17 protein-coding genes and 1 other annotated feature are annotated in these 18,346 nt (G+C 48.6%); of the genes, 11 read left to right on the plus strand and 6 right to left on the minus strand.

Features of this window, described 5'->3' with window-relative positions:
- Nucleotides 1–120 precede the first annotated feature (120 nt).
- Nucleotides 121–1,326 carry a methionine adenosyltransferase gene (gene metK, locus AC4EHB_RS00200; RefSeq protein WP_490973590.1) on the plus strand — a complete coding sequence of 402 codons (1,206 nt, stop codon included), beginning with the start codon at nt 121–123 and terminating at the stop codon, nt 1,324–1,326.
- A 214-nt stretch (nt 1,327–1,540) separates the two neighbouring features.
- Here metK and AC4EHB_RS00205 read toward each other — a convergent pair whose 3' ends face one another.
- Nucleotides 1,541–2,056, minus strand: coding sequence for a gamma carbonic anhydrase (locus AC4EHB_RS00205; RefSeq protein ID WP_490973591.1), 516 nt, complete (start codon nt 2,054–2,056; stop codon nt 1,541–1,543).
- A 92-nt stretch (nt 2,057–2,148) separates the two neighbouring features.
- On the opposite strand from AC4EHB_RS00205, the gene AC4EHB_RS00210 reads away from it, so the two are divergent.
- The 3 genes from AC4EHB_RS00210 to AC4EHB_RS00220 are packed head-to-tail and all read left to right on the plus strand — an operon-like array spanning nt 2,149 to nt 4,781.
- Nucleotides 2,149–2,949 (plus strand): alpha/beta hydrolase, encoded by an 801-nt coding sequence (locus AC4EHB_RS00210; RefSeq protein ID WP_490980369.1) that lies wholly within the window; start codon nt 2,149–2,151, stop codon nt 2,947–2,949.
- A gap of 21 nt (nt 2,950–2,970) precedes the next feature.
- Entirely contained in the window at nt 2,971–3,984 is a 1,014-nt protein-coding gene (locus tag AC4EHB_RS00215; RefSeq protein ID WP_490980370.1) for an LLM class flavin-dependent oxidoreductase, read from the plus strand.
- A 35-nt stretch (nt 3,985–4,019) separates the two neighbouring features.
- On the plus strand, nt 4,020–4,781 hold the full coding sequence (locus AC4EHB_RS00220; protein WP_490980371.1) for an SDR family oxidoreductase: 762 nt from the start codon (nt 4,020–4,022) through the stop codon (nt 4,779–4,781).
- 75 nt (nt 4,782–4,856) lie between these two features.
- On the opposite strand, the gene AC4EHB_RS00225 is transcribed toward AC4EHB_RS00220, so the two are convergent.
- The 3 genes from AC4EHB_RS00225 to mnmL all read right to left on the minus strand — a co-directional run bounded on the left by AC4EHB_RS00225 (nt 4,857) and on the right by mnmL (nt 6,910).
- On the minus strand, nt 4,857–5,312 hold the full coding sequence (locus AC4EHB_RS00225) for a DUF948 domain-containing protein (RefSeq protein WP_490973595.1): 456 nt from the start codon (nt 5,310–5,312) through the stop codon (nt 4,857–4,859).
- 81 nt (nt 5,313–5,393) lie between these two features.
- Nucleotides 5,394–5,960, minus strand: a complete 567-nt coding sequence (mnmM, locus tag AC4EHB_RS00230; protein WP_490973596.1) for a tRNA 5-(aminomethyl)-2-thiouridylate-methyltransferase MnmM — start codon at nt 5,958–5,960, stop codon at nt 5,394–5,396.
- Nucleotides 5,957–6,910: a tRNA modification radical SAM protein MnmL/YtqA gene (gene mnmL, locus AC4EHB_RS00235; protein ID WP_490980372.1), complete on the minus strand. Its 954-nt coding sequence runs from the start codon at nt 6,908–6,910 to the stop codon at nt 5,957–5,959. Before mnmL ends, mnmM begins: the two co-directional genes overlap by 4 nt.
- A gap of 181 nt (nt 6,911–7,091) precedes the next feature.
- On the opposite strand from mnmL, the gene AC4EHB_RS00240 reads away from it, so the two are divergent.
- From AC4EHB_RS00240 to leuS, 3 genes are all read left to right on the plus strand, one after another.
- A complete protein-coding gene (locus AC4EHB_RS00240) occupies nt 7,092–7,778 on the plus strand; it encodes a CoA transferase subunit A (protein WP_490980373.1) in 687 nt (228 codons plus the stop codon).
- Between the two features lie 23 nt (nt 7,779–7,801).
- Nucleotides 7,802–8,455 (plus strand): 3-oxoacid CoA-transferase subunit B, encoded by a 654-nt coding sequence (locus AC4EHB_RS00245; RefSeq protein ID WP_135500364.1) that lies wholly within the window; start codon nt 7,802–7,804, stop codon nt 8,453–8,455.
- A gap of 45 nt (nt 8,456–8,500) precedes the next feature.
- Nucleotides 8,501–8,707 (plus strand) — a binding site (T-box leader).
- A 97-nt stretch (nt 8,708–8,804) separates the two neighbouring features.
- On the plus strand, nt 8,805–11,216 hold the full coding sequence (leuS, locus tag AC4EHB_RS00250; RefSeq protein WP_490980374.1) for a leucine--tRNA ligase: 2,412 nt from the start codon (nt 8,805–8,807) through the stop codon (nt 11,214–11,216).
- 322 nt (nt 11,217–11,538) lie between these two features.
- Here leuS and AC4EHB_RS00255 read toward each other — a convergent pair whose 3' ends face one another.
- Nucleotides 11,539–12,804: a BaiN/RdsA family NAD(P)/FAD-dependent oxidoreductase gene (locus AC4EHB_RS00255; protein WP_490980375.1), complete on the minus strand. Its 1,266-nt coding sequence runs from the start codon at nt 12,802–12,804 to the stop codon at nt 11,539–11,541.
- Nucleotides 12,805–13,172: 368 nt separating this feature from the next.
- On the opposite strand from AC4EHB_RS00255, the gene AC4EHB_RS00260 reads away from it, so the two are divergent.
- The gene (locus AC4EHB_RS00260) at nt 13,173–14,780 is read left to right on the plus strand and encodes a putative polysaccharide biosynthesis protein (protein WP_490980376.1); all 1,608 of its coding nucleotides are present in this window, start codon (nt 13,173–13,175) and stop codon (nt 14,778–14,780) included.
- Nucleotides 14,781–14,789: 9 nt separating this feature from the next.
- Entirely contained in the window at nt 14,790–15,503 is a 714-nt protein-coding gene (locus tag AC4EHB_RS00265; protein ID WP_490980377.1) for a pseudouridine synthase, read from the plus strand.
- A gap of 41 nt (nt 15,504–15,544) precedes the next feature.
- On the opposite strand, the gene AC4EHB_RS00270 is transcribed toward AC4EHB_RS00265, so the two are convergent.
- A complete protein-coding gene (locus AC4EHB_RS00270; RefSeq protein WP_135500369.1) occupies nt 15,545–15,766 on the minus strand; it encodes a DeoR family transcriptional regulator in 222 nt (73 codons plus the stop codon).
- 333 nt (nt 15,767–16,099) lie between these two features.
- Here AC4EHB_RS00270 and pepV point away from each other — a divergent pair, with 333 nt between their 5' ends.
- Together pepV and dat are read left to right on the plus strand one after the other, a co-directional pair.
- Entirely contained in the window at nt 16,100–17,476 is a 1,377-nt protein-coding gene (gene pepV / locus AC4EHB_RS00275; RefSeq protein WP_490980378.1) for a dipeptidase PepV, read from the plus strand.
- A gap of 14 nt (nt 17,477–17,490) precedes the next feature.
- Entirely contained in the window at nt 17,491–18,339 is an 849-nt protein-coding gene (gene dat / locus AC4EHB_RS00280) for a D-amino-acid transaminase (protein WP_490973605.1), read from the plus strand.
- Nucleotides 18,340–18,346: the final 7 nt, after the last annotated feature.

The raw sequence follows: 18,346 nt of genomic DNA on the forward strand, positions 1-18,346 counted from the left end.
GTGCAAAGGCCACAACGGCTTGAAGTTCAATCCAGTTCGACTGGAACGGACTTGACATGGGAAAACGAGTACCGTATCAATTTCGAGAGCAATCTCGCAGGATATAAGGAGGAGCTTTTTTTGACAAACCGTAAATTATTCACATCAGAATCAGTAACAGAAGGACATCCGGATAAAATCTGTGACCAAATCTCAGATGCCATCCTTGATGCAATCTTAGCAGCAGACCCGAACGCACGGGTAGCATGCGAAACGACAGTAACAACAGGTTTGGTGCTTGTTGCGGGAGAAATTACGACATCGACGTATGTCGACATCCCAAAAGTAGTGCGCCAAACAGTTAAAGATATCGGCTATACACGCGCGAAATACGGTTTCGACTCTGAAACAAGCGCTGTTTTGACAGCGATTGATGAGCAGTCTGCGGATATTGCTGCGGGAGTCAACGTGGCTCTTGAAGCACGCGAAGGGCAAATGACTGATAAAGAATTGGATGAAATCGGAGCAGGAGACCAAGGTCTGATGTTCGGATACGCATCTAACGAAACAGAAGAATTGATGCCATTGCCAATCAGCTTGGCACATAAACTGGCTCGCCGCCTTGCAGAAGTGCGCAAAGAAGAGATCCTTCCATATTTGCGTCCGGATGGCAAAACGCAAGTGACGATCGAATACGATGAAAACAATAAACCGTTCCGCGTTGACACAATCGTCATCTCGACTCAGCATCACCCAGAAGTGACGCTTGAGCAGATTCAGCGCAACATCAAAGAATATGTCATCAACGCAGTCGTTCCGGCTAATTTGATCGATGAGGATACAAAATACTTCATCAACCCGACAGGCCGTTTTGTTATCGGTGGACCACAAGGAGATGCGGGCTTGACTGGCCGCAAAATCATCGTAGATACTTACGGCGGTTATGCGCGCCACGGCGGCGGTGCTTTCTCAGGCAAAGATGCGACTAAAGTGGACCGTTCAGGTGCATACGCTGCACGCTATGTTGCGAAAAACATCGTTGCTGCAGGCCTTGCAGACAAATGTGAAGTCCAAGTGGCTTACGCAATCGGGGTAGCACACCCGGTTTCAATCGCTATCGATACATTCGGAACAGGCAAAGTAAGCGAAGACACTTTGATTGACTTAGTGCGCGAAAACTTCGATTTGCGTCCAGCTGGCATCATCAAAATGCTTGACCTGCGCCGCCCAATCTACAAGCAGACTGCAGCATACGGACATTTTGGCCGTACGGACGTGGATCTGCCATGGGAACGTACGGATAAAGCAGCAATCCTAAAAGAACAATCAGGCGTTGCTGCAGAATAAATTAATATAATAGTAGAAAAGACGATCGGCAAATCTGCCGGTCGTCTTTTTTTGAATAAGAACAGCATCAATAAGCCATTGAATAGTTGGAGAAAAATGATAGAATAAATGTAAATAATTAAATATTCTAAAAATAATGGATATTAATTCGTTTGCATTGCAGGAAAATGCGCAGCTTAAAAAAAGCCGGCTTTTGGCCGGCTAGAAAATCTTTTTATTTTTCTTGCAGCGATTTGTAATAAGCACCTTTTTCAGCATATTCGCGGACGATTCGCTCCATGTCTGCTTTGTCTTCGTCTTTTAGTTCACGGACAACTTTTGCGGGGCGGCCGAGGGCGAGCATGCCTGGCGGAATGACTTTTCCAGGCGGAACGAGGCTGCCCGCTCCGATAAATGCCCCTTCGCCGATTTCGGCGCCGTCAAGAATGACGGAACCCATGCCGACAAGTGCTCCTTTGCGGATTTTGCAGCTGTGCAAGGTGACTTGGTGGCCAATGGTTACGTTGTCTTCAAGAATCAGCGGATTGTTCGGGCTTTGGTGCAAGACACAGAGATCCTGGATATTGGTTTTATTGCCAATGATGGTCGGTGCGACATCGCCGCGGATAACGGTATTGAACCAGACGGAAGATTCAGCGCCGATGGTAACGTCACCGGTAACCGTCGCGAAGTCCGCGATAAAAACCGAAGGATGAATGTCTGGCTGTTTGCCGTGGAAAGGATAAATCATGGGAAAACCTCCAAATTAGTTAATAACTATCTTTAATCCTATCAAATTCGATGCAAAGGTCAAAATATTGGCGTTCATATGAAGATAAGGGGATGATGGATTTGTGGAAATGGGAAGCGGAAGGACAGGCGAAAGCGGTAATGGTCCTTGTACATAGTGCATACGAACATCACATGAAATATGCGTGGCTGATCGAACAATGGCGGTCTGCAGGCTTCCATGTCATCATGGGGGACTTGCCAGGGCATGGCCGCGGAATTCCGGGCAGCAAGCCGCATAATGAAGCTTTTAACGATTACGAAAAATCAGTGGAGCAGGCGATTACGGTTGCTTTGGAAAATGAGCTGCCGGTTTTTGTATTAGGCCATGGCCTCGGAGCGACGATCGCGATGAATGTTTTGGGCGAAAAAGCTTTTCCGGTAGCTGGAGTGATATTGAGTTCGCCGTGGCTCCATTTACTGAAAACCCCTTCTGTCTTGGCGCCCGCTTTATCAAAGTTGGGAAGCCTTCGCATTGACCACGGTTTGAAAATTGAAGACTTAACGAGCAATCCGGAATCGATCGAATCAGAAAGCGGAGACCCTTCCTACCGCACGGCTGTGACGATGGGCTGGTACCGCGAATTGCATTCTTATATGAAAAAATCCATTTCTGCGAAAAGGCGATTTCCGGATATTCCGGTTATGGTCCAAACGGCAGGAAATGACAGGATTGCAGATAAAAGTTATGCCAAGCGCTGGCTGCAGGACCGCGAGCTCGGTCAGTTCAGCTACAAGGAATGGACCGGTTGCAGCCACGATTTGTTTTTGGAGCAGCAGCGGGAAGAAATATTTTCCGCAAACCATTCCTTTGTCAAAGATGCATTGCGCTTGATCGGCTATGTTGTGAATTAACCCTAAGCAAGGAGGAATAATGTGTCATTGAAATTCAGTATTTTAGATCAGTCGCCTATAGCAGAAGGCAGTACGCCGCAGGAAGCGTTGAAAAATACGGCTGAACTCGCATGTCGTGCCGAAGAATGGGGCTATACACGCTTTTGGGTTTCAGAGCATCACGATGCGGCGACGCTGGCAGGTTCGAGTCCGGAAGTGCTGATTGCCCATCTTGGAGCTGTGACGAAAACGATCCGGCTGGGTTCTGGCGGCGTCATGCTGCCGCATTATTCGGCATTTAAAGTCGCAGAGAATTTTAAGCTTTTGGAGGCTTTGTATCCGGGACGGATCGATGCCGGAATGGGCAGGGCGCCGGGCGGAATGCCGCGTGCAAGCTACGCATTGAACGACGGAAAAGCGCGGGACGCGAGCCGTTTCCCGGAACAAATCGATGAATTGCGGATGTACCTGGACGATGCGATTCCGGAAGACCATCCATATTATGGCATGAAAGCGACGCCTGTAACGGCCACTGCACCGCCGGTTTGGATATTGGGTTCAGGCCAAGAATCCGCGTTATTGGCAGCGAAAAAAGGGTTGCCTTATATGTTCGCCCAATTTATCAACGGTGAAGGCGGACAAAGTTTCGCATTGTCTTATCGCGAGCGATTTGTGCCATTTAATGGAAACAACCATTATCAAGCTGTTGCTATTTTCGTAGTCTGCCAGGAAACTGAAGAACAAGCCGAGCGAATAGCCGCTTCGATGGATATGGCATTGGCATTCGGTGCACAAAGCAAGCCGCTTTCGGGAACGCCTGCACCGGAAAAAGCGTTGGCGTATACCTTTTCGAAATTCGAGAAATTGCTCGTCGAAGAAAACCGCAAACGGATGATCGTCGGCGATCCGGTCCAGGTAGTGGATGCTTTGGAAAACTTGGCTGCGGGCTATGGAGCGGCCGAAGTAATGATTGCAACGATCACATTTGATTTCCAGGACAAATTGTCGTCGTACCGCTTAATTGCGGAAGAAATGAAAAAGCGCTTTAACTTGTAACTGCAGGTTGTTAGTTTGAAAGGAGGAGGCAGAAGGTGAAAATCGCAATTGTTACTGGTGCCAGCCGGTTGGACGGCATCGGGGCAGCCATTTGCCGGGAATTGGCAGAAAGCGGTTGCCAGATCTTTTTTACATATTGGACTGAATACGATAAAAACATGCCATGGGGAGTAGAAGCAGAGGAACCCCAAAAGCTGCAAGCGGAACTCGCAGCATTAGGCATTAAGGTGGCGAGCCTGGAAGTGGACTTGGCTCACCCTCATTTTGTGGAGCTTTTATTGGACCGAGTTTCAGTCCAACTCGGCGAACCGGACATATTGGTCAATAATGCTGCGTATTCGACGGCTACTGATTATTCCAGTTTGACAGCGGACGAATTGGACCGCCATTACCAGGTGAATGTCCGGGCAACGGCTTTGCTGAGTGCGGGATTTGCGAAACGTTTTAAGAAAAAAGCTGGCGGCAGAATCATCAATATGACTTCAGGTCAGTTTCAGGGCCCCATGGCTGGAGAGTTGGCTTACGCGGTGACAAAAGGTGCGGTCGATGCATTAACTTTCACGCTTTCCGCGGAAGTTGCGCCGCTTGGCATTACGGTCAATGCCGTGAACCCAGGTCCGACCGATACCGGGTGGGCAACAGCGGAAACCAAAAGCTTTTTGGAAACAAAATTCCCAACGGGCAGGCTCGGACAGCCACGGGATGCTGCAAAGCTCGTGAAATTTCTCGCCAGCGAAGAGGCGGAATGGATTACGGGGCAAATCATTCATTCAGAAGGCGGCTTTATGAGGGGGTAAATTGAAAACGGATAGCTACAATGGTTAAAGCCAAATGAAAAGACAGCCCATGCGGCTGCCTTTTTTCATTTCATATTAATTTTCTTCGCTGTAAATGTTAACTATTTTTTTTGAAGATTTGCGGTTTTTCGCAAACTCGATTAAGTCGATCGCTGTGCTGCTCAAATGATTGGCTTGAGCAACATTATTCTTGTCGCGGTATACTTTCGATGAAATATTCGTGGTAATCGCATGGACTGTCGCGTTCAGGTCAACGACCGAATTCTTGGTGCCTTTTGCTGCATCAACAACAAAGCCAATTTTTTCGGATTTCATTTTCATGTCTTCTTTCAGTTCGTTGGTTCGGTGCTGCAGACTCGTTGTTTCCAGAGTGAGCTTATCCATCCGCTCTTTTAAGTTGTTAGCGGAACCTTTAATTTCTTTCATCGGCTTCTTCATTCCTTTAATCAAAAGGAAAACCCCGATTCCTGCTACAATCAATCCAATTATGACAAGTGCTAATGCTATGTACAACCACATTGCTGTGTCCATGTTGTTTCCTCCTCCATTTTATTGGCCTGTTGGATATCTTATACCCGTTTTGCATAGCCCTTTAACATGCCAGAAGGGCAATCATGATTTCTTAGGCTGCTTTTTTTCAATGGCGATCAAAAAAGGCGGGGAATGCTGCTGGTTGATAAATTCATACCGCATAACATCGTAAGAAATTTGCGGCAAAGCACGGACGAAATCCATCACGGCGTCGCGTTCTTCGCTTCCGCCTTCGTGGCCGGAATAAATGACGATAAGCACCAAGCCGTTTTCTTTCAACAATTCCAAGCTTTGCTGAATGGCTTGAAGCGTGCTTGTGGATTTCGTGATGATGCTGTGGTCGCCTTTCGGCAAATAGCCCAGATTGAAGACTGCTGCAGAAATCGGCTCGTGGACATGCATTGATATCTCTGCATGGCTTGCGTGGAACAGCTCGACATTTGGGAAATCCTCAACACGCTTCCGCGTCGCGTCGATTGCTTCCTTTTGAATATCGAATGCGAACACTTTTCCAGCAGGACCGGTAAGCTGCGCAAGGAAAAGGGTATCGTGGCCGTTGCCGGCTGTCGCGTCGATTGCCGAATCGCCGGCTAAGACAACTTGTTGCAATAAGTTTTTGGTGAAGGGCAGGACGCGCTGCAATGTCATGATTTCACACGCTCCTTGAAATGTTTTCCTTGCCAGCTTCCGCGTTCAGCAAGTTCGGCATCGATGCCGTTTAATACGTCCCATTTATTGGCGCTCCACATCGGCCCGATCATCAAGTCGATCGGCCCGTCGCCGGTAATGCGCTGAATGACCATCTCAGGCGGCAGTATTTCCAATTGGTCAGCTACCAGCTTGATGTATTCCTCTTTGCCGAGAAATTCAAGCATACCTTTTTCGTATTGCTTGACCATCGGCGTGCCTTTCAGCAAATGAAGCAGATGGATTTTAATGCCTTGGACATCCAGTTTAGCCACTTCGCGGGCAGTTTCCATCATCATGTCCCGATCTTCAAGCGGCAAGCCATTGATGATGTGTGTGCAGACGCGGATGCCGTGTTTCCGCAATTTCTCCACACCTTCCACATAAAGCTTAAAGTCATGCGCGCGGTTGACCAATAACGCAGTCTTTTCATGGACCGTCTGCAAGCCGAGCTCGACCCATAAATAAGTGCGTTCATTCAGCTCCGCCAAATAATCGACGACGTCGTCGGGCAGGCAGTCGGGACGCGTCGCAATGCTCAGGCCGATGACATTTTCCTGCGCCAACGCGGCTTCGAACTTTTGCTTGATCACGTCAAGAGGGGCGTGGGTATTTGTATAGGCTTGAAAATAAGCCATGTATTTCGCATCTTTCCATTTGCGGTGCATCGTTGTTTTTACTTTCTCGAATTGCACATCAATTGGATCGACACGGTCGCCGGCAAAATCGCCGGAGCCGGCCACGCTGCAGAATGTGCAGCCGCCAAAAGCGACAGTGCCGTCGCGGTTCGGGCAGTCAAAGCCCGCGTCCAAAGCGATTTTCATGACCTTAAAACCAAAATGGTCCCGCAAGTGGCGGTTCCACGTATAATAGCGTTTGCCATCGGAAGAAAAAGGCAAAAGATGATCCATCGTCTAACAACTCCTCTGCGGTTATTGTATCACGGCCTGAAAAGCCTCGACAATGGCATGCCGCAATGGCGGTAGTCGTAATTCTTAGATATTGCGTTTTAAAGAGGAGTTTGTTTAAATTAAAAAGGAAAGCGCTTTAATTTAAATAATTCAGTACATAGATGAATGGAGGCCACTTGAAATGAAACCGATATATGGATCTGCCAAAGAAGCAGTTGCCCAAATTCAAGACGGCGCGACAATTATGGTCGGCGGTTTTGGATTGGTAGGAATCCCCGAGCAATTGATTTTGGCGTTAGTAGATAAAGGGGTTAAAGACCTTACAGTAATCTCAAACAACTGTGGTGTCGACGAATGGGGTTTGGGACTGTTATTGAAAAATAAACAAATCAAGAAAATGATCGGCTCTTATGTCGGCGAAAACAAAGAATTCGAACGCCAGGTGTTATCGGGTGAGATCGAAGTGGAATTGACTCCGCAAGGCACATTAGCTGAAAAAATGCGTGCAGGCGGAGCCGGAATCCCGGCATTCTTCACGCCAGCTGGCGTCGGCACGATGATTGCTGAAGGCAAAGAAATCCGCGAATTCGACGGCAAGGAATATGTCCTTGAGCACGCATTGAAAGCGGATTTCTCTTTGGTGCGCGCACATAAAGCCGACAAGATGGGGAACCTCGTCTACAACAAAACGGCACAGAATTTCAACCCGCTTGCTGCGGCTGCAGGGAAAATCACAATTGCGGAAGTGGAAGAAATTGTGGAGACGGGCGACATCGATCCGAACCACGTTCAGACGCCGAGCATTTACGTCCAAGGTTTGCTGAAAGCGAAACAGGAAAAACGAATCGAACGCCTGACAACTCGATAAGGATAGGAAAGGACGGGAAGACTGTGGATAAGAACTTAGTGAGAGAACGCATTGCCCGCCGCGCGGAGCAGGAAATCAAAGACGGAGACTATGTCAACCTGGGGATCGGCATGCCAACATTGGTCGCCAATTTCATTTCTGACAATAAAAGCGTAGTGCTGCAATCGGAAAACGGATTGCTTGGAATCGGGCCATACCCGACTGAAGACCAAGTAGATCCTGATTTGATCAATGCAGGGAAAGAAACTGTCACGGCAATTCCGGGCGCGGCTTATTTCACCAGCGCGGAATCGTTCGCGATGATCCGCGGCGGCCATATCGATGTCGCTATTTTAGGCGGCATGGAAGTGGCTGAGAACGGCGATTTGGCCAACTGGATGATTCCAGGGAAAATGATCAAAGGTATGGGCGGCGCGATGGACTTGGTGCACGGTGCGAAGAAAGTTATCGTTATCATGGATCATGTGGCGAAAGACGGTTCTTCCAAAATCAAGAAGCAATGCGAGCTGCCGTTGACAGGCAAAGGCGTCGTCAACAAAATCATCACAGAACGCGCAGTGATGGAAGTAACGGAAAACGGCTTGGTGCTGATTGAAGTGTTCGAAGGCTTTACAGTCCAAGACATCATCGACTCTACCGATGCGCCGTTGAATACGGATAACGTGAAAGTATCGTAAGCTATTGCCAAAAAACAGTGCGTCCGCTAAAATTAACTTTAATAGCTTTTGACAGTGAAGAGGATCAGTAAATTGTTTTTTGTCGACAGAGAGCCGGCGGCAGGTGCGAGCCGGTGTCAAAAACGATTGAACTCACCTCAGAGTCTGTGCAGCCGAAACCAAGTAGGCTGCACCGTTTTCCGCGTTAAGGAGTCAAGTTGAGTGGGAAACCGCTAATTTGGGTGGCACCGCGGGAAAACTCCCGTCCCTTATTTCAAGGGACGGGAGTTTTTATTTTTGCTTCGGATGCCAAAGCTTGCAAGTGGAGCAGCGTTTGCTGATCCTGTTTTAAATCGAGGAGGAACTGGACATGACATTCAAGCACAAGGAAATCGAGAAAAAATGGCAGAAACATTGGGAACAAAACAAAACGTTCAAATTGGAAACGGATTTTTCTAAACCGAAATTTTACGCGTTGGATATGTTTCCATACCCATCTGGTGCCGGTTTGCACGTGGGGCATCCCGAGGGCTATACGGCGACGGATATTTTAAGCCGCCAAAAACGCATGCAAGGCTTCGACGTTTTGCATCCAATGGGCTGGGACGCATTCGGTCTGCCTGCAGAGCAATATGCGTTGGATACGGGCAACGACCCGGCCGAATTTACGGCGAAAAACATCGCGACGTTCAAGCGCCAGATCCAAGAACTCGGCTTCTCGTATGACTGGGACCGCGAAGTGAATACGACAGACCCAAAATACTATAAATGGACGCAGTGGATTTTCATCCAGCTGTACAATAAAGGCTTGGCGTATGTCGACGAAGTGGCAGTGAATTGGTGCCCGGCACTCGGCACTGTGCTTGCGAACGAAGAAGTGATCGACGGCCTATCCGAGCGCGGCGGCCATCCGGTCGAGCGCCGGCCGATGCGCCAATGGGTGCTTCGCATTACCGAATACGCAGACCGCTTGCTAGAAGATTTGAACGACTTGGACTGGCCGGAAAGCTTGAAAGACATGCAGCGCAACTGGATCGGCAAATCCGAAGGCGCAGAGCTTGAATTCAAAGTGGAAGGCACGGAGCATTCATTCCGGGCGTTTACGACACGGCCGGATACGATTTTCGGAGCCACATACGCTGTATTGGCACCGGAACATAAATTGGTGGCGTCCATTACGGAAGCAAGCCAAAAAGAAGCAGTCGAAAAATACATCGACGACGTGAAAACGAAAAGCGACTTGGAGCGCACGGATTTGGCAAAATCGAAATCCGGCGTGTTCACTGGAGCTTACGCAGTCAACCCGGTCAGCGGCGAAAAAATGCCGATCTGGATCGCTGATTATGTCTTGGCCACTTACGGCACAGGTGCCATTATGGCGGTTCCAGCTCACGACGAGCGCGATTACGAATTCGCCAAGCAATTTGACTTGCCGATCGTGGAAGTTGTTTCGGGCGGCGATATTTCGACGGAGGCATTTGCAGGCGACGGCGAGCTGGTTAATTCAGACTTTTTGAACGGCATGAACAAAAAAGACGCGATTGAAGCATCGATTGCTTGGCTTGTCGAGCACGGCGCAGGCGAGAAGAAAATCACCTACCGCTTACGTGATTGGCTGTTCAGCCGCCAGCGCTACTGGGGAGAACCGATTCCAATCATCCACTGGGAAGACGGCACGATGACGCCAGTCGATGAAAAAGACTTGCCATTGATGCTGCCGGTGACGACAGACATCAAACCGAGCGGCACGGGCGAATCGCCGCTTGCGAATATTACGGAATGGGTCAATGTCGTGCATCCGGAAACGGGCATGAAAGGCCGCCGCGAAACGAATACGATGCCGCAATGGGCAGGAAGCTGCTGGTATTATTTACGCTACATCGATCCGAACAACGAAGAAGCATTGGCGGATCCGGAATTATTGAAACACTGGCTGCCGGTTGATGTTTATATTGGCGGAGCGGAGCACGCGGTATTGCATTTATTGTACGCACGGTTCTGGCATAAAGTGCTTTACGACATCGGTGTGGTTTCAACAAAAGAGCCGTTCCAGAAATTGTTCAACCAGGGGATGATCCTCGGCGAAGGCAATGAGAAAATGTCGAAATCCAAAGGCAATGTCGTCAACCCTGACCAGATCATTGAAAGCCACGGCGCGGATACGCTGCGCTTGTACGAAATGTTCATGGGGCCGCTTGAAGCATCAATCGCCTGGTCGACGAACGGTTTGGACGGCGCGCGCCGCTTCCTGGACCGCGTATGGCGCTTGTTGATCGAAGAAGGCACATTGAGCCCGAGAGTTACGGACTCGAACGACGGCAAAATGGAGAAAGTCTATCACCAGACCGTCAAAAAAGTGACCGAGGATTTCGATGGCCTGCGCTTTAATACCGCCATTTCGCAAATGATGGTTTTTATCAATGAAGGCTATAAAGCCGATTCGATTCCGAAAGAATATGTCGAAGGCTTTGTGAAATTATTGTCCCCAATCGCTCCGCATGTAGCTGAAGAGCTATGGGAGAAATTGGGCCATGCTGAAACAATTACTTATGCTACTTGGCCTGAATTCGACGAGTCGAAAATGATCGAAGACGAAGTCGAAGTTGTGGTTCAAGTGAACGGCAAAGTGCGTACGAAAATCGTTGTCGCAAAAGACAGCACTAAAGAAGAGTTGGAAGCCGCAGCATTAGCTGACGAAGCGATCCAGAAAGCTGCGGAAGGCAAACAAGTCCGCAAAGTGATCGCGATTCCAGGGAAATTGGTCAACGTCGTCATTTCATAAAAATAAGGAAAAGCCTGTCCGGCGGCGGACAGGCTTTTTTGTGCAGTTGCAAGTAAACGGCTGTTTGCCGCAAGTAAAGCAGGGGATAGCGCAAGTAAAAAGAGGATGCTGCAAGTGTTTTCGATTTACTGCAAGTAAACCGGCGGATTCTGCAAACAAATCGCGGATACTGCAAATAAAACCCCGTATTCTGCAAACAAACCGACGTATTCCGCAAACAAATGCTTTATTCCGCAAACAAATCAAAAATCGGCATCTTTTCACCCACAGTTTCGGTCCTATTAGAAAAGCCGTCCGCAAAAGCGGACAGCCGAGTATAAAATTAAAGTGTTTTGGCAAACGCCGCAGCGCTTTGCCCGGCGACGTTGCCGGTCACCAAAGCGGATGTAATGTTATAGCCTCCGGTGTAGCCGTGGATATCAAGGATTTCCCCGCAGAAATAAAGGCCAGGCTTTTTGCGCGAAGCCATCGTTTTCGGCTCGATTTCCTTGATGGAAACGCCTCCTCCGGTGACAAACGCTTTTTCGATCGGTTGCGTACCATTTACTAACATCGAGAACGCAGTCAATTGCTGGGCTAATACGCGTACTTTGTCGCTCGCGAGTTCTGCACCGACCGCTTGCGGATCGATTCCGGCGCGCTCGAGCAGAAACAGCAGCCAGCGTTCCTGGGTGGTGCTTTTCCAAACATTTTTGACGGCTTTTTTCGGCTCGTCTTTCATCATCTTCGACAGCATTTGGAACGCCGATTCGGCATTTTCACCCGGCAGCGTATTGATGCGCATTTCCACTGGCTCGCCGCCGTTCTTCTTCATTTCCTTGACGACGTACTGGCTGCAGCGCAGCACAGCAGGGCCGCTGAGGCCGAAATGGGTGAACAGCATATCCATTTGGTGGGTGACGAGAAGTTTTCCTTTTTTATTGAGCACGGAAACTGCGGCGTCGCGCAGCGCGAGACCCTGGAGTTCGCGGCTTGTGATAAAGGGTTCTTTCGAAAGAAGCGGCACTTCTGTCGGGTACAAGTCGGTGACCGTGTGGCCCGCTTTTTCGGCCCACGGATAGCCGTCGCCGGTTGAACCAGTTTGCGGCACGGCTTTTCCGCCAACTGCGACTACAATGGCTTTCGCGGTGTATTCTTCACCGGAATGCAGCCGCACGCCGGTAATTTTTTCGTCAGTCATCAATAATTTTTTGACGGGGGAATCGAGCATCACTTTAACATGGAGGCGGTCCATTTCTTTGAACATAGCCTCCGCGACGTCCTGCGCCCGGTCTGAAACAGGGAACATGCGGCCGTGGTCTTCTTCTTTTAGCGCTACGCCGAGCCCCTCGAAAAAAGAGATGATGTCTTCGTTATTGAACACGGAAAACGGGCTGTAAAGAAAACGGCCGTTTCCGGGAATATGCTTCACAATTTCTTCCAATGGCAGGCGGTTGGTGACATTGCAGCGGCCGCCGCCGGAGATGATCAGTTTCTTGCCGAGTTTTTTGCCTTTTTCAATCAATAAAACCTGTTGGCCGTTAGAAGCCGCGGCGATCGAAGCCATCAATCCTGATGGTCCGCCGCCGATGATGATTACGTCATACATAATTTAAGAACTCGCTTTCGTTTTTATTAGTGTCCAGACTCCAGCGCCTAGCTCCTCGGTCATCAGCCAGTCCAGCTGTGCGGCAAAGAACGCCACTTCGCTGTTCTGTCAAAACCTTATTGCTCCTGTCCCTGTCTCTGCAACGCTGCGCTAGCTTCGAGACAAAAGTGCTTTGCAGCACTTCGTTCTTTGTCGCAAAGATATGGTCCAAATGAAATTCGGACCATATCTTGCCTGCCGGAGCTGAACAGGTGCTTCCGCTTTTCTCAAGTATACACGATGCGTCAAAACTCGTTGAGTAATTTAGTTTATAGGTGTAAACTAGCGTGTAGATTGTTTTTTTATCATCTCAAGTCAGGAAGTGCAAAATGTCAACATTAATCAAAGGAACCGCCATTTTAACCTTAGGTTTATTCTTATCAAAAGTCCTTGGCATCATTTACGTTATCCCGTTTTACAGCATGGTCGGGGAAGAGAATATCGGCCTCTATCAATATGCGTACATACCTTATAATTTGATGCTGTCGCTGGCGATTTCCGGAGCGCCGATCGCGTTTTCCAAATTCGTCGCAAAATACAATTCGCTCGGTGATTATGAAACCGGCCGCAGGCTATTGAAATCTGGCTTGCTGACGATGATGATCACCGGTTTTGTGTCATTCCTTGCGCTTTACCTTTTTGCTGGCCCGCTGGCAGAACTCACGATAGATGAAAATGAAAAAATCCATTCGGTCCAAGACATTAAAGAAGTGATCCAGTGGGTGAGTTTTGCGTTGATCGTCGTACCGTTCATGAGCTTGTTCCGCGGATTCTTCCAAGGCTATAACTTCATGATGCCGACAGCTGTGTCCCAGCTGATTGAACAAATCGTGCGCATCGTCTTCCTATTGGCGGGTGCTTACCTCGTATTGAATGTGTTTGGCGGTACAGAGGAAAACGCTGTGCAGTTTGCAGTATTGTCGGCGTTCATCGGTGCGCTTGGCGGAGTTCTTGTGTTGTTTTATTACTGGAAAAAGCGCAAGCCGGAATACGATGAACTTCGCAAAAGTTCGGTAGAATCGTATGACGTCAGTTTGCGTGACATGTACAAAGAAATTGCAATTTATGCAGTGCCTGTCGTATTTCTCGGAATTGCCAATCCGCTGTTTCAGTTTATCGACATGCTGACATTCAATAATGCAATGGCGTCTACTGACAATGCTGCCAATTCAAGCATTTACTTGAGCATGCTGAACTTTACAGCCCATAAACTGGTGATGATTCCGGTAATGCTGGCGACAGGATTCTCAATGGCCCTGATTCCGTTGATCACAAAATACTTCACGACAAATCAGCACCAATCCGTCAACAGAACTTTGGATCAGGCATTCCAGATTCTATTGTTCCTGACATTGCCGGCAGTGGTCGGCATGACCCTGTTATCGGCTGAACTTTATCACATCTTCTATGAAATAAGCGATGCGGGTGCTGAAATTCTTGCCCATTACTTGCCGGTTGCCCTTTTGTTCGCATTGTTCCCGGTAACGGCATCAATCTTACAAGGAATCAACCAGCAAAAATGGATTATCTTGAATTTATTGACCGGCTTGCTGCTGAAATTGGCGTTGAACATTCCGCTGATCAAGCTTTTTGAAACAGACGGTGCGATTGCTGCGACGATTATCGGCTATGTTGTCGCGATCGGCATGAACCTCATTGTCATCAAAGTGACGCTGAAATACAAATCGGATATGGTGCTGCGACGCCTGTTCCTCATCGCGCTGATGAGCGCAGCGATGGCAGTGTCTGTATACGGCACGCTTGCTGTACTTGACCTTTTCCTTGGCATGGACACGAAATTGCATTCGGTTGCCCGCATCTTGATTGTCGGTGCAGTCGGCGGAGCGGTTTACGGCTTCCTTGGTTTGAAGACAGGGATTGCGCAGAAACTGCTAGGCGAACGCTTGACGAAATATACGAAGAAATTCGGTTTCTAGGAGGCCCACATGCGAATAGATAAATTTTTATCGAATATGGGCTTTGGCTCACGCAAAGAAGTGAAGATATTATTGAAGTCGAAAGCGGTGGAAGTGAACGGCGAAACCGTCAGAGATCCGAAGGTCCACGTCGATGAAACAAAAGACGAAGTTTCTGTCGGGGGCGAAAAGGTGGAATACGCAGAATTCATCTATCTGGTGATGAATAAACCCCCGGGCGTCATTTCGGCGACCGAGGACAAATACGATGAGACGGTCATCGACTTGCTGGGGCCAGACGAACAGCAATATGAACCGTTTCCGGTCGGCCGGCTCGACAAGGATACCGAGGGATTGCTGCTGCTGACAAATGACGGCAAGTTGGCGCATGAATTGCTGTCGCCGAAAAAACACGTTGACAAACGTTATTTTGCGAAAATTGATGGGCTGGTGACGGATGAGGACGGCGAAGCATTCAAGCGCGGCGTCATGCTGGATGACGGCTATGTAACGAAACCTGCACAGCTCGAAATCCTCCTTAGTGCTGCACAATCGGAAATCGAATTGACGATCACTGAAGGGAAGTTTCACCAGGTCAAGCGCATGTTTCAAAGCGTCGGCAAGGAAGTTATCTACTTGAAGCGGCTGTCAATGGGATCACTAGAACTTGATCCTTCGCTGAAGCTTGGCGAATACCGGCACCTAAGTGAAGAAGAGCTCGACTCTTTGAAAACAAGAAAATGACCGCATAAGCTGCGGTCATTTTCTTTGTTTTCAAGATTTTTCTAGGATGTCATTTTGACTTTTTTTTGCGTCGTAGTCCATTTGCCTCGAATTGGGCTTTCCACCAAGTCGTTAAAGGCTAACACATTCAAATCTCTTTGAATGGTGCGAGGAGTGATGCCGAATTCATCGACAAGATCTTGCGTAGTTACAGTTCCGTTATCACGGATGTACTTATACATATCTTTGATGCGAATTAGCATGCGATCAGTTGTTGGTTTCAAAGAGAGATCACTCCTTCATCTTTTTTCCAATTGGCAAAGACAAGCGGACGAAGCGCCGGGCGAACCCCGGCTAATTTGAAATTAATGCCAACGACATCCCCTTTTCTTAAAAATTGTGCCAGATGTATTTGTCTGACAATTTAATTATAGCCAATAAACAACTAGATATCTACGATTTTCTCTTTTTCTTAACACAACTTATACAATCGTTACAAAGCATTTTCTGACAAATTAGCCCGAAGTTCTTTTATTTATTCGTAAAAGGTGTACAATAGCTTTAATTAAACGGACAAACAGAAAGCGTCAACCGAGTTTGATACAGGAGTGTGGTTTATGGATTGGCAACTAGAGGCGGAAAAGCGCAAAGACAGCATCATCAAGGATTTGCAGGAATTGATCGCGATACCGAGTGTGTTAAGCGAAGAGGCTGCTCCAGATGCGCCATTCGGCAAAGACGTCAAAAAAGCGCTCCAATGGTTTTTGGATAAAGGCGTCGCGCTGGGATACACAGTGAAGAATGTCGCGGACGTGGCTGGCCATATTGAAACTGGCAGCGGGGAAGAGCTTCTTGGAATTCTCGGCCACGTCGATGTCGTGCCTGCAGGGGCCGGCTGGACAAAAGATCCATTCGGCGGCATTGTGGATAACGGCAAGCTTTACGGGCGCGGAGCGATTGACGACAAAGGGCCGACAATTGCCGCCTGGGCAGCATTGAATTTGGTGAAAGACGCCGGCTTCGAATTTACAAAGCGAGTGCGACTCATCATCGGGACAGACGAAGAAAGCGGCTTCCGCTGCGTCGATCGTTATTTCGAAACGGAGGAAATGCCGGCGATCGGCTTTGCACCGGATGCTGATTTTCCAATTATCAATGCGGAAAAAGGGATTGCCTCACTCGTGCTGGCCATGGCTTCTTGGCAGTCGCGGGATGCGCTGAAAAGTTTCGTGTCCGGCAACCGGACCAATATGGTGCCAGATTTGGCGGAAGCAGTCGTTGCAGGTACACTTACAGAGTGGCAGCCGGATTTTGAAAAGTTTCTGGCACAGCATGGTGTGGCAGGTGTTGCGGAAGTCCTTGGTGCTCAAGTGAAATTAACGGTGAACGGCAAATCCGCCCATGCCATGGAGCCGGAAGATGGCGTCAATGCCGGAATCTTGCTGGCGCTGCTTTTGAAAGAGCGGCTTGCAGGAGACGGCGGCCGGTTTACAGCTTTTCTGACGGACCATTTTTACAACGATTCACGCGGGCGCAAGCTTGGCCTCGATTTCAAAGACGACGTGTCTGGCGACACGACGCTGAACGCGGGCGTCATACGTTATGAATACGGCAAGAAAGCAATAATTGAAGTGAGCATGCGCTATTCGATTTCCTACCCCTTCGCTGAAAAAATCAAAGTCGATATACCGGAAGGCTTTGCGCTCAGCGTGGCTTCGAACTCGCCTCCACACCACGTGGACGCCGCAGACCCCTTTATCAAAACGCTGCAGTCGGCATATGAAAAGCAGACCGGCGACAAGGCAGAATTGCTGGCCATTGGCGGCGGAACTTACGCGCGTGTCCTTGATAAAGGGGTGGCATTCGGGATGCTGTTTCCCGGAGAGAAAGACGTCGCCCACCAGGCGGATGAATTTGTGGATATCGAAAATTTACTGAAAGCCGTTGCAATTTACGCGGAAGCGATTTATCAATTGGCTTGCAAACAACAATGAAAGAGGGATGCTGTATGAACTGGATTTTGCATAATGAAGATTTTATTCGAGAAGAAGAATTGAACATTTCAAAAGAAGACCGTGGCTATCAATTCGGAGACGGCATTTATGAAGTCGTCCGCGTATACGAAGGCAATTTGTATACAGCGGAAGAGCATATTGACCGTTTTTACGAAAGCGCGGAAAAAATCAAAATCATCATCCCTTACACAAAAGACGTTTTCCACAAAATGCTCCATGATTTGGTTGAAATGAACGAAATCAATAACGGCCAGGTTTATGTCCAAATCACCCGCGGGCATGCCATTCGCCAGCATCATTTCCCGGAGTCGACTTCGCCGGTAGTTGTAGCGTATACAAAAACGGTCGAGCGCCCGCTTGAATTGATGCGCAACGGTGCGAAAGGTGCGTTTATCGAGGATGTCCGCTGGCTGCGCTGCGACATCAAGAGCTTGAACTTGCTGGGGAATGTCATGGCGAAACAGGAAGCGCATGAAAAAGGCGGTTTTGAAGCCATTCTTCATCGTGGGGAAGTCGTCACGGAAGGTTCTTCTTCGAATATGTACGGCGTGAAAGACGGAATCATTTATACGCATCCAGCAACAAACTTAATCTTGAATGGCATTACAAGAAGAGTGATCTTACAGCTCAGCCAAGACCTTGGCATCAAAGTGCAAGAAATGGCGTTCACAAAAACGCAGGCATTGGCTATGGATGAGTTCTTTATGTCTTCGACAACAGCTGAAATCATGCCAATCGTCGAAATCGACGGTGAGCCGATCGGACAAGGAATTCCTGGAGAGTTGACGAAAAAGCTTCAGCAATCATTCGAAGCAAACTTGAAACTAGCAGTTAAAATGTAATGTGGTC

The organism is Planococcus sp. TJ-302 (assembly GCF_058268455.1).